The sequence below is a fragment of the Gibbsiella quercinecans genome (genome assembly GCF_002291425.1).
In the GTDB taxonomy this organism is placed as follows: domain Bacteria; phylum Pseudomonadota; class Gammaproteobacteria; order Enterobacterales; family Enterobacteriaceae; genus Gibbsiella; species Gibbsiella quercinecans.
Map to the genome: position 1 here is coordinate 2,950,739 of NZ_CP014136.1, position 12,341 is coordinate 2,963,079.

Sequence of the window (12,341 nt, forward strand, 5' to 3'; positions counted from 1 at the left end):
GCGCGGCCTAAGCCTGCCCCTCTGTGGCTTCCACATCAATATGCAGCGCGTCGTAGCGCCAGTATTCCAGATCGCAGTCAATCACCCGATCGTGCTGATCGCGGTTGATGCGGGTGATAAACAGCGCCGGGCTGCCGTAGGTGACCTTGAGCAGCGCCGCCGCCTCTTGCGGCAGCAGCGTCGGCAGCATGTCAAAACGCACCCGGCCATAACGAATGCCGTAGCGCTCGGCATACATACCGGTGAGCGATTGGCTGAGATCGGCGCCGAGGATGTCGGGGAAATAGGCGGGGTTCAGGTAATGTTCGCAATACAGCACCGCCCGGCCGTCGATATAGCGCAGGCGGCGGATACGGTACACCGGCGTGCCGTCGGGCAGCTCCAGCCGCTGGCTTAGTGGTTCGCACAGCGCCACCGTGGTGGCGTCAATGGTTTCCGTGCGCGCCTTGCGCCCCTGCTGTTGCGCCATTTCATGGAAGTGGCTGCGCTCCAACGGGTTATACAGCAGCCGCGGCGGCGAAATAAACCAGCCTCGGCGCACCTGGCGGTAAATGATGCCCTCGGCTTCCAACTGGCCAAGCGCTTCCTGCAGCGTAATGCGGGTGGTGGAAAACTGCTCGCTCAGTACGCGCTCCGACGGCAGTTTGTCGCCGGCGCGCAAATCCCCGCCCGCAATGCGCGCATGCAGCGCCTGGCAAATGGCCGCCGCCGTTGTGGGTATCTCACTCATTCAACTTTCGCCTCATTATAGTGCAAAACGCCCTCCATGAAGGCAGTTGTCGCCTCGTCATCCAGGCCGGTTAGTGCCGTGATACATCTCGTTGCCGCTAGGCTGGTTTGCCCGTCACATAAATTTTTTTGGTTATGCCGGTGGTTTAACCGCCGTTTCATTGGCTGACATCTGTTTATCACATTTATTCGCTAGATTGGCGTGGTTCTTGCTGGACTAGTCCAGCCCCCACAACACACTACCATCTGGAGCATAAGTGATGAAACGACGTTTGTACGCCTCCGTTTTAACCAGTGCCATGCTATTGGCCAGCCAGATGAGCTGGGCCGCTGATGCCGATTTGGCCGCGCTTGAACAGGCCGCCAAACAGGAAGGCGCTGTTAACAGCGTCGGCATGCCGGACAGCTGGGCCAACTGGAAAGATACCTGGAAAGATTTACAGGAAAAGTACGGCTTGCAGCATCGGGACACCGACATGAGCTCGGCTCAGGAGATTGCCAAGTTTGACGCCGAGAAAAACAACGCCACGGCCGATATTGGCGACGTCGGGGCGGCATTCGGCCCGATTGCGTTACAAAAAGGCGTTACCCAACCGTATAAGCCCACCACTTGGGATCAGATCCCTGACTGGGCGAAGGATAAAGACGGCCACTGGGCGCTGGCTTACACCGGCACCATCGCTTTCATCATTAACAAACAGCAGGTTAAGGATGTCCCACACAGCTGGGCCGATCTGCTGAAAGGCACTTACCATGTGACCATCGGCGACGTGAGCACCGCTTCACAGGCGGCGAGCGGCGTACTGGCGGCCACCTATGCGATGGGCGGTGACGAAAAGAACCTGAAGCCAGGGCTGGAGTTCTTCGGCAAGCTGGCGAAGGCCGGCCGTCTGAGCCTGACCAACCCGGTTATCGCTTCATTGGAAAAGGGCGAAGTACAGGTTGGCGTAGTGTGGGATTTCAACGGCCTGAACTACCGCGACCAGATCGATCCGGCCCGCTTTGAAGTGCTGATCCCCTCCGACGGCACCATCACCTCCGGCTATACCACCATCATCAACAAATACGCCAAGCACCCAAACGCCGCCAAGCTGGCGCGTGAATATATCTTCTCGGATGCAGGCCAAATCAACCTGGCGCGGGGCTACGCCCGCCCGATCCGTGCGGAACACCTCACCTTGCCGGATGACGTAAAAGCCAAACTGCTGCCGGCGGAACAATACAAAAACGCGCACCCTATCGCCGATCCGGCCGCCTGGGAAAAAAGCGCCAAACTGCTGCCGCGCCTGTGGCAGGAAAACGTCATTATGTTTATGCAACAGTGAGTTAGAAAGTTATGAAAACGATCCTCGTACTGCTGGACGGCCTGAATTATTCAGTGGCGCATGACGCCATGGGCTATTTACAGGCCGAATGTGCGGCAGGGCGTGGGCGGTTATACAAAATGGAGAGTGAGTTGCCCTCGCTCTCCCGGCCATTGTATGAGTGCATTCTCACCGGCGTTACACCGGTGCTGAGCGGCGTGGTGCATAACAATGTTTCGCGTCTGTCGCATCAGCAGAGTGTGTTCCACTATGCGCGTGCCGCCGGTTTGTGTACGGCGGCCGCGGCTTATCACTGGGTCAGTGAACTGTATAACCGCACCCCGTTCAATGCCGCGCGCGATCGCCACACTGACGAACCGGCGCTGCCGATTCAACATGGTCATTTTTATTACGATGACCGCTATCCGGACTCGCATCTGTTTGATGACGCGGAGAGCCTGCGTTGCCGGCACCAGCCGGATTTCCTGTTGATTCACCCGATGAACATTGATGATGCCGGGCACCGCTGTGGGCTTTCTTCCCCGCAGTACCGCAACGCGGCGCGTAATGCCGACGGCGTGCTGTCGCGTTATTTGCCGGGCTGGCTGGAGGCCGGCTACCAGGTGCTGGTGACCGCCGATCACGGCATGAATGACGATCGTAGCCACGGCGGTGTGCTGCCGGAAGAGCGCGAAGTGCCGCTGTTCGTGTTCGGCAGCGCCTTCAGCCAACAGGAAGCCAGCCCGTTGCAGACTGAACTGTGCGGCACGCTGTGCGAACTGCTGGCCGTTGCCCATGACAAACCGAGCTGCCGCGCACTGCTGGCATGAAGGAGCAAGATGAAAGCTAAATGGATTGCTGCGCTGTGCCTGGTGCCGTTTATCGTGTTGTTTGGCGCGTTTCAGGTTGCGCCGCTGATCTGGATCGCCATCAACAGTTTTTTCAGCGAAAGCAGCGGCTGGGGGTTAGGCAACTATATCGACGTGCTGACCTCGCCGTTTTATCTGCAAGCCTTCCAGTTCTCGCTGGAAATCTCCGTGTGGTCGAGCGTCTATGGCCTGTTGATCGCCTTGATCGGTAGCTATTCCCTACGCCAGTTAGGCCCAACCCGGCTGCATGATTTCGTGATGTCGTTTACCAACATGACCAGTAACTTTGCCGGCGTGCCGTTAGCGTTCGCTTTCGTGATTCTGCTGGGGTTGAACGGCTGCCTGACGCTGCTGCTGCGTAAATACGGCCTGATGGAAAGCTTCAATCTGTATTCGAAAAGCGGGCTGATCGTGCTGTACACCTATTTTCAGATCCCGCTGGGGGTTTTGCTGTTGTACCCGGCGTTTGATGCGTTGCGCAGCGACTGGCGCGAATCGGCCGCGCTGCTCGGCGCCAGCCCGTGGCGTTTTTGGCGCTATATCGGCCTGCCGGTGTTGGCGCCGGCGTTGATGGGCACCTTCGTGATTCTGCTGGCCAATGCGCTCGGCGCTTATGCCACGGTATATGCCCTGACCACCGGTAACTTCAACGTGATCCCTATCCGTATTTCGGGCTTGGTGGCGGGGGATATTTCGCTCGATCCTAACCTGGCCAGCGCGTTGGCGATGTTGCTGGTGGTGATGATGGCGTTGATCACCCTGATTCACCAATGGCTGTTACGCAGGAGCTATACCCGTGCACGTTAGCGGCCTATGCGCTGCGTCTTTCAGGTTGCCGCGGCGTAAGCCGCAACGCGAAATCTATGGGGTTTAACGGAGGTTGCCGATGCCGCGTTTTGAATTTTTTTATCACCGGGTGGTGACCGGCGTATTGCTGTTGATCCTGCTGTTGCCGCTGGCGGCGACGCTGGTGTATGCGCTGGCCACACAGTGGGGGGCCACCATTTTGCCGGACGGCTTCACGCTGAAATGGATGACGGCGCTGTGGGCCGATCCACGCTTCCTGCAGGCGCTGTGGCACTCGCTGCTGATTTGCTTTGGCTCGCTAGTGCTGGCCGTGGTGGTGATTCTGCCGCTGATGTTTGTTATTGCTTACTACTTCCCGAAGCTGGATGCGGTGATGAATATCCTGATCCTGCTGCCTTTCGCCGTGCCGCCGGTGGTGTCGTCGGTCGGGTTGATGCAACTGTTTGCCGCGGATCCGCTGCCGCTACTCGGCACGCCGTGGATCCTGATCGGCTGTTACTTCACCATCGCGTTGCCGTTTATCTACCGCGCCATCAGCAACAACATGCAGGCGATTAACCTGCGCGATCTGATGGATGCCGCCCACCTATTGGGCGCCAGCACCTGGCAGGCGGCGCTGTTGGTGGTGCTGCCTAATCTGCGCAAGGGCGGCATGATCGCGGTACTGCTGTCGTTCTCTTTTCTGATCGGTGAGTTTGTGTTCGCTAACCTGCTGGTGGGCAGCCAGTATGAAACGCTGCAGGTTTATCTCTACAACATGCGCAATGGCAGCGGCCATTTCACCAGCGCGCTGGTGATTTCCTATTTCGCGGTGGTGCTGGTAGTCACCTGGCTGGCAAACCTACTGAACAAAACAAAGGGCTAACCCTATGGCATATCTCAACATCACACGCCTGAATAAACACTATGGGCCGACCCAGGTGTTTCACGACATCGATTTCAGCGCCGAAGAGGGCGAGTTTGTTACGCTGCTTGGCCCCAGCGGCTGCGGTAAATCCACGCTGTTGCGCTGCCTGGCGGGGCTGACCCCGGTCGACAGCGGGCAGATCTTGCTGCAGGGTGTCGATCTGGTGCCGCTGGCGCCGCAAAAGCGCGGCATCGGCATGGTGTTCCAAAGCTATGCACTGTTCCCCAATATGACGGTGGCGGGCAACGTGGCGTTCGGCCTGAAAATGCAGCGGCTGGCGAGCGGCGAGATCCAGCAACGGGTGGAGGAAGCGCTGGCGCTGGTAGAGTTGACCGAGCTGGCCAAGCGCTACCCGCATCAGCTTTCCGGCGGCCAATGCCAGCGGGTGGCGCTGGCGCGCTCGCTGGTGACGCGCCCGCGTTTGCTGCTGCTCGACGAGCCGCTTTCGGCGCTGGATGCGCGCATCCGCAAACACCTGCGCGAGCAGATCCGCCGTATCCAGCGTGAGCTGAACCTTACGGCGATCTTCGTCACCCACGATCAGGAGGAAGCGCTAACACTCTCTGACCGTATCGTACTGATGAATAAAGGGGAAATTGTTCAAAGCGGCGATGCCGTCACCCTGTATACGCAGCCGGCCAACGCCTTCGCCGCTGGCTTCATCGGCAGTTACAATTTGCTCGAGGCGGAACAGGCCACTGCTTTGACCGGGAATCTGTACCGCGGTAAGGTGGCTATTCGGCCGGAATCCATCACCCTGTTGCCCGCCGGCCAGGGGATTGCCGCCCGGGTGATGAACCACAGCCTGCTCGGCAACGTGGTGCGTTACCGCATTCAGGCGCAGGGGGTGGAGCTGTTGGTGGATGTGCTCAACCGCTCGGCGGGCGATTTACACCCCGACGGCGGCGAAATTGGGCTACACTTAGAACCCGTTACATTACGGGAAGTTGCATGACCGTGCTGCGGCATTTGCCGTTATAGCCGAGAGATTTCAACTTGCTGCCGACGCGGCGGCGATTTGAAAGGTGGAGGGTATAACAACAGGGAACCCCGCCAGGCGCCCGCAGCCCGTTGCCGCTGTCCTGCTAAATTGGCGCCCGGCAGGCAGGATAGCCGCCTTACCTTGCCGGGCGTTTAATGGAGCGTTCTTTCCGTGTTGACCCTTCTTCACCTGCTTTCTGCCGTGGCGCTGCTGGTGTGGGGCACCCACATTGTGCGCACCGGTATTATGCGGGTCTATGGCGCCAATTTGCGCCGGGTGCTAAGCAGCAGCGTTGAAAAGAAACCGTTGGCGTTCGCCGCCGGCATTGGCGTTACTGCGTTGGTACAAAGCAGCAACGCCACCGCGATGCTGGTCAGTTCCTTTGTGGCGCAAAACCTGGTAGGGCTGACGCCGGCGCTGGTGATCATGCTCGGCGCCGACGTGGGCACCGCGCTGATGGCGCGTGTGCTGACCTTCGATCTTTCCTGGCTTTCTCCGTTGCTGATTTTCATCGGCGTGATCTTTTTCCTTAGCCGCAAGCAGACCCGCATCGGGCAGATTGGCCGGGTGGCGATTGGCCTGGGGCTGATCGTCCTGGCCCTGGAACTGATTGTGGCCGCCGCTACGCCGATTACCCAGGCCGCCGGGGTGAAAGTGCTGTTCTCTTCGCTGACGGGCGACGTGATGCTGGATGCGCTGACCGGGGCGCTGTTCGCCATTGTCAGCTATTCCAGCCTGGCCGCCGTGCTGCTGTCGGCCACCCTGACCGCTTCCGGCGTGATCTCGCTGAAGGTGGCGCTGTGCCTGGTGATCGGCGCCAACCTAGGCAGCGGGCTGTTGGCAACCATCAACACCAGCGGTGAAAACGCCGCCGGGCGGCGGGTGTCGCTCGGCAGCCTGTTGTTCAAAATCGCCGGCTGTGCGCTGGTGCTGCCGTTTATTTCCTATCTGGCCGATATGATGAGCCGTTTGCCGGGTAAGAATGAAGATCTGGTGATTTACTTCCACATGTTCTACAACCTGATCCGTTGCCTGGTGCTGATCCCGTTGGCCGCCCCGATGGCGCGGTTGTGCGGCATGCTGATTGCCGATACGCCGGAGGACGATCCCCGGCTGCGGCCGCGCCATCTGGACAGCAGCGCGCTGGATACGCCGACGCTGGCGCTGGCCAACGCGGCGCGGGAAACGCTGCGTATGGGCGATGTGGTGGAGCATATGATGATCCTGCACCACGAAGTGCTGCATGGCAAACTGGCGCGGGAAAAGGAAGTGCGCCGCCTTGATGACGATGTGGACGTGTTGTACACCGCCATCAAACTGTATCTGGCGCAAATTCAGAAAGAGGATCTGGGCGAGCAGGATTCACGCCGCTGGGCGGAAATCATTGAGATGGCGCTCAACCTGGAGCAGGCCGGGGACATCATCGAGCGGATGACCGACGACGTGGCGGCCAAGTCCCATGCCGCGCGGCGCGCCTTTTCGGCCGAAGGGCTGGCAGAGCTGGATGCCCTGCATGAACGCCTGGTCGGCAACCTGCGCCTGAGCCTGTCGGTGTTTTTATCCGGCGATCTCACCAGTGCCAGGCGGCTGCGCCGTTCCAAACACCGCTTCCGTATTCTCGATCGTCGCTATGCCCACGCCCACGTTAACCGGCTGCACCAACAGAACGTGCAGAGCATCGAAACCAGTTCGCTGCATCTGGGGCTGTTGGGGGATATGAAGCGTTTGAATTCGCTGTTCTGTTCGGTGGCGTATAACGTGCTGGAGCAGGATGAGCGGGAAGATGAGCGTGACTGGGAGGAAAAAACCAGCGCGTTGTAAACGCCCGGTCTATCTCGTTGCGGGGCGCCGATCGGCGCCCCGCGTGCGTTTATTTTTGTTTCTTGATTGGCCGGCCGGACCAGTAGCCCGCCAGCAGCGAGCCGGAAAGGTTGTGCCAAACCGAGAACAATGCGCCCGGCAGGGCCGCCAGCGGCGAGAAGTAGAGCTTGCCGAGCGTGGCCGCCAGCCCGGAGTTTTGCATACCCACTTCAATCGCCAGCGTGCGGCAGGTGGATTCATCAAAGCCGAACAGTTTGCCCCCCCAATAGCCGCTCAGCAGGCCGATGCCGTTATGCAGAATCACCGCGACAATCACCACCAGGCCAACGGAGGCAATGTGGCTCTGGCTGCCGGCCACCACGGCGCTGATGATCGCCAGGATGCACACCATCGACAGCGCCGGCAGGAAGGGCTCAATGCGCTTGACGGTTTTGGTGAAGGTATGGTGCACAATCAGCCCCAGACCAATCGGCACCACCACGATCTGCAAAATGCTCAGCAGCATGCCCATGATATCGACGCTGATTTTGGCATCGACATACAGGCGCGTCAGCAGCGGCGTGGCGAATACCCCGACCAGCGTTGACACGGCCGAAATGGTGACCGACAACGCCACATCGCCCTTGGAAAGATAGATCATCACGTTGGATGCGGTCCCACTGGCGACGCTGCCGACCAGCACCATGCCGGCGGATAAATCCGGCGGCATATGGAACAACATCGCCAGCAGCCAGGCAGCCAGCGGCATCACCAGATAATGCAGAAAAATCCCGGCGGCCACCGGCGCAGGGCGCGAGAGCACGCGCTTGAAGTCATCCAGCCGCAGCGTGACGCCCATAGCGAACATAATCAGCATCAGCAGCGGGCTGACGTAGGGGCCGACGCCGCTGAACGACGACGGTGTGTAATAGGCGGCGAGCGAGAGCAGGATTGCCCACAGTGGGAACAGACGAGTTACTTTTGCCAGCATGAATGAATTTCCTTAGCCAAGCGGGAACAAGGGGAATGGTGGTTGGTCGTTATGTTGGAGGTGTGGAACATTATTTTTTATATAAGTATGTGATTGCAGTGCGGGCACGCCATGGGTGCCCGCAGAACAGCGCTTATTCGAACAGGTTGCGGTGCAGGGTACGAACCACTTGCTCGGCATCGTCGCCGGGCACCAGGAAGCACAGGTTATGGGTGCTTGCGCCGTAGCAAATCATGCGGATGTTGAATGGTTCGAGTACGCCAAAGACTTCTTTGCCCACGCCGCAGGCCTGCGAAAGATTGTTGCCGATTAGCGCCACCAGCGCCAGGTTTTCTTCAACTTCGACCCGGCACAGCGAGGAAAGCTCGGTCAATAGCGCGGTGGTCAGCAGGCTGCCGCCGGTCGAGGTGGAGCCGGTGGTGTCCATGGTGAGCGCCACGTTAACCTCAGAGGTGGTGATCAGATCCACCGAAATGTTATGGCGCGCCAGAATGCTGAACACCTCTGCCAGGAAGCCGCGTGCGTGCAGCATGTTCAGGCTGTGCAGGGTCAGCAACGTTTGTTTGCGGCGCAGGGCCAGCGCGCGGAACAGCGGTGGGTTTTCCGTGCCGTTGCACACCAGCGTACCGCCGGCGGCAGGATCCTTACTGGAGCCGACGAACACCGGGATATCGCAGCGCACCGCCGGCAGCAGCGTGGCCGGGTGCAGCACTTTGGCGCCAAAGGTCGCCATTTCCGCGGCTTCTTCGAACGCAATGCGGTCGATACGCTTGGCTGAAGGCGCCACGCGAGGGTCGGTGGTGTAAATGCCCGGCACGTCGGTCCAGATATCCACCCGGCTGACATTCAGCGCTTCGCCCAGCAGCGCCGCGGTGTAGTCGCTGCCGCCGCGGCCCAGCGTGGTCGTGCGGCCTTTCGGTTCGCAGCCGATAAAGCCCTGGGTGATCACCAGGGCTTCTTCAACACGCGGTTGCAGCAGCGTTTGCGCCAGCTCTTTCAACGCGGCGGTATCTGGCGTGGCGCGGCCAAAGCTATCGGTGGTGCGCATCACCTTGCGCACGTCGAACCACTCGGCCTGAACCTGGCGCTGGCGCAGCACTTCCACAAACAGCAGGGTAGACATCAGTTCGCCGTGGCTGACCAGCTCATCGGTCAGCGCCGCCGAGGTGGCCAGTGCGGCGGCTTCCGACAGCATGGCGATGTTTTCCAACATGCGGTCGATTTCGTCGCGCACGACCTGGGGGTTATCCAGGCGATCGAGGATGGCGTACTGAATGCGGCGAATTTCATCGAGGTGATAGCTGCGTTTTTCGGTTTCGTTGCCTTCGGCCAGCGCCACCAGCAGGTTGGTAATGCCGGCGGAAGCGGAAAGCACCACCAGGCGCACATTGGGGTTGGCCAGGACGACGTCCGCGCTGTGGTTCATAGCGTCAAAGTTGGCGACGCTGGTACCGCCGAATTTGGCCACGATGGTGGCATGTTGGGATGCTGCTTGAGTCATGTAAAAAAACCTCGTGTCAGGGAGTGCCGTTTTGACGGCATTTTATTTCCAGAGCCTTGGCACAAGGGAAGAGCGGTAAACAGGGAGCAGGCGTAGAGATGAAGGCTACGGTACACCCAGAAGCGCCCCACCTTGCAGGCCACCTGCGGTGGCCTAGGGTGACAACCCAGGGGATTCAGCCCCTGTAGCCGATACGTTGGCCGCCGCTGGCCGCTGTACCTCGGCGTCGCTCCCCCTCCGGTGCCGTCATGGGAGTACGGCTCCTCTGACACTTTACCTGGGCGACGCGCCTCTTCTGGCTTGCGCACGGGGTGCGCAAGTAGGCTGTTAGGAATAACGGGTTTGGGCCCAACTGTCAACGGCCGAAGGGTGAGGGATTTTCATTTTTGTCGCTTGCGGCGGGCGTTGTGCGCCCGGCGTTAAATCCCGCCGGTGTTTGTCGCACAGAGTTAACCGAAGTGCGGACTGTTTGTTGAATAAAGGTAAATGCGATGTGCATGACGTGGGCAGCGTGCGCCTATTGCAAGAAAAGAGATCATAATCATCGGCGTTCAGGCTACAATCGGACGATTACGTCACCTTCATCTCAAGCATAAGAGCGTTGCTATGAAAAATATTAATCCTAGTCAAACCGCTGCTTGGCAAGCCCTGCAGCAACACTTTGAACAAATGAAAGACGTACAGATCTGCGATCTGTTTGCCCAGGATGGCGATCGCTTCGCCAAGTTTTCCGCTACCTTCAACGATCAGATGCTGGTGGATTTCTCCAAAAACCGCATCACGTCGGAAACCCTGGAAAAACTGCTGGCGCTGGCTGAAGAAACCGATCTGCAGGGCGCAATCAAATCCATGTTCGCCGGTGAGAAAATCAACCGCACTGAAGATCGCGCCGTGCTGCACGTTGCGTTGCGTAACCGCAGCAATACCCCGATTGTGGTCGACGGCAAAGATGTGATGCCGGAAGTTAACGCCGTGCTGGCGAAAATGAAGCAGTTCTGCGAGCGTGTGATTGGCGGTGAATGGAAAGGCTACACCGGCAAACCGATCACCGACGTGGTAAACATCGGCATCGGTGGTTCCGATCTTGGCCCTTATATGGCGACCGAAGCGCTGCGCCCCTATAAGAACCACCTGAACATGCATTTTGTTTCCAACGTTGACGGCACCCATATTGCGGAAACCCTCAAAACGTTGAATCCGGAAACCACGCTGTTCCTGGTGGCCTCCAAAACCTTCACGACGCAGGAAACCATGACCAACGCCCACAGTGCGCGTGATTGGTTCCTGAAAACCGCTGGCGATCAACAGCACGTCGCGAAACACTTCGCCGCGTTGTCCACCAACGGCAAAGCGGTGGCGGAGTTCGGTATCGACACCGCCAACATGTTCGAATTCTGGGATTGGGTGGGCGGCCGTTACTCCCTGTGGTCCGCCATCGGCCTGTCGATCGCGCTGTCCATCGGTTTTGACAACTTCGAACAACTGCTGAGCGGTGCGCATGAAATGGACAAACATTTCTCCACCACGCCGGCGGAGAAAAACCTGCCGGTGTTGCTGGCGCTGATCGGTATCTGGTACAACAATTTCTTCGGCGCCGAAACCGAAGCGATTCTGCCGTACGACCAATACATGCACCGCTTTGCCGCGTATTTCCAGCAGGGCAATATGGAATCCAACGGCAAATATGTCGATCGCAACGGCAAACCGGTGGACTACCAAACCGGCCCGATCATCTGGGGCGAACCGGGTACTAACGGCCAACACGCGTTTTATCAGTTGATCCACCAGGGCACCAAGCTGGTTCCTTGCGATTTCATCGCACCGGCGATCAGCCACAACCCACTGAGCGATCACCACGCCAAGCTGTTGTCTAACTTCTTTGCCCAGACCGAGGCGCTGGCCTTTGGTAAATCGTTGCAGGTGGTGGAAGAAGAATTCGCCGCGCAGGGCAAGAAACCGGAAGACGTGAAGCACGTGGCGCCGTTCAAGGTATTCGAAGGCAACCGCCCAACCAACTCTATCCTGCTGCGGGAAATCACCCCGTTCAGCCTGGGTAGCCTGATTGCCCTGTATGAGCATAAAATCTTCACCCAAGGGGCGATCCTCAATATCTTCACCTTCGACCAATGGGGTGTGGAACTGGGCAAACAGTTGGCGAACCGTATTCTGCCGGAACTGGCAGGCGCCGACGCCGTCAGCAGCCATGACAGTTCAACCAACGCCCTGATTAACCGCTTTAAAGCGTGGCGTTGATTTATCGCCGTTAAGGCGATGCTGTGACAAATGCCGGCCGCGAGGCCGGCATTTGCGTTTATCGGCAACGCCCACCGGTGAGAACGCGATACCCGTGCCCCATGCCGAGCGGCAGATGCTGCGTCCCGCCTCCCGAATATGACACGTTGTTTACCGTCTACCTATGCCGGCCGGGGATAGGCTACCGGTAAAATAGGG

Annotated in this window: 10 protein-coding genes and 1 riboswitch; of the genes, 7 read left to right on the plus strand and 3 right to left on the minus strand. The window is 59.0% G+C overall.

Annotated elements, in window-relative coordinates:
• Positions 1–7: 7 nt before the first annotated feature.
• Positions 8–730, minus strand: coding sequence for a UTRA domain-containing protein (locus ACN28Q_RS13740; RefSeq protein ID WP_095846843.1), 723 nt, complete (start codon positions 728–730; stop codon positions 8–10).
• Between the two features lie 259 nt (positions 731–989).
• Here ACN28Q_RS13740 and ACN28Q_RS13745 point away from each other — a divergent pair, with 259 nt between their 5' ends.
• From ACN28Q_RS13745 to ACN28Q_RS13770, 6 genes are all read left to right on the plus strand, one after another.
• Complete coding sequence (locus ACN28Q_RS13745; protein WP_095846844.1) at positions 990–2,054, plus strand: ABC transporter substrate-binding protein; 1,065 nt, start codon at positions 990–992, stop codon at positions 2,052–2,054.
• A gap of 11 nt (positions 2,055–2,065) precedes the next feature.
• The gene (locus ACN28Q_RS13750; RefSeq protein ID WP_095846845.1) at positions 2,066–2,863 is read left to right on the plus strand and encodes an alkaline phosphatase family protein; all 798 of its coding nucleotides are present in this window, start codon (positions 2,066–2,068) and stop codon (positions 2,861–2,863) included.
• Positions 2,864–2,872: 9 nt separating this feature from the next.
• Positions 2,873–3,709 (plus strand): ABC transporter permease, encoded by an 837-nt coding sequence (locus tag ACN28Q_RS13755; RefSeq protein ID WP_095846846.1) that lies wholly within the window; start codon positions 2,873–2,875, stop codon positions 3,707–3,709.
• 79 nt (positions 3,710–3,788) lie between these two features.
• On the plus strand, positions 3,789–4,574 hold the full coding sequence (locus ACN28Q_RS13760; RefSeq protein WP_095846847.1) for an ABC transporter permease: 786 nt from the start codon (positions 3,789–3,791) through the stop codon (positions 4,572–4,574).
• A gap of 4 nt (positions 4,575–4,578) precedes the next feature.
• Positions 4,579–5,571, plus strand: a complete 993-nt coding sequence (locus ACN28Q_RS13765; protein WP_095846848.1) for an ABC transporter ATP-binding protein — start codon at positions 4,579–4,581, stop codon at positions 5,569–5,571.
• Positions 5,572–5,769: 198 nt separating this feature from the next.
• The gene (locus tag ACN28Q_RS13770; RefSeq protein WP_095846849.1) at positions 5,770–7,419 is read left to right on the plus strand and encodes a Na/Pi cotransporter family protein; all 1,650 of its coding nucleotides are present in this window, start codon (positions 5,770–5,772) and stop codon (positions 7,417–7,419) included.
• 49 nt (positions 7,420–7,468) lie between these two features.
• Here the strand turns inward: ACN28Q_RS13770 and panS are convergent, their stop codons facing one another.
• Positions 7,469–8,389, minus strand: coding sequence for a ketopantoate/pantoate/pantothenate transporter PanS (panS, locus tag ACN28Q_RS13775; protein WP_095846850.1), 921 nt, complete (start codon positions 8,387–8,389; stop codon positions 7,469–7,471).
• Positions 8,390–8,522: 133 nt separating this feature from the next.
• The gene (gene lysC, locus ACN28Q_RS13780) at positions 8,523–9,890 is read right to left on the minus strand and encodes a lysine-sensitive aspartokinase 3 (RefSeq protein WP_095846851.1); all 1,368 of its coding nucleotides are present in this window, start codon (positions 9,888–9,890) and stop codon (positions 8,523–8,525) included.
• A 112-nt stretch (positions 9,891–10,002) separates the two neighbouring features.
• Positions 10,003–10,193: riboswitch (Lysine riboswitch) on the minus strand.
• A 303-nt stretch (positions 10,194–10,496) separates the two neighbouring features.
• On the opposite strand from lysC, the gene pgi reads away from it, so the two are divergent.
• Positions 10,497–12,143, plus strand: a complete 1,647-nt coding sequence (gene pgi / locus ACN28Q_RS13785) for a glucose-6-phosphate isomerase (protein ID WP_095846852.1) — start codon at positions 10,497–10,499, stop codon at positions 12,141–12,143.
• The last annotated feature ends 198 nt before the right edge of the window (positions 12,144–12,341 follow it).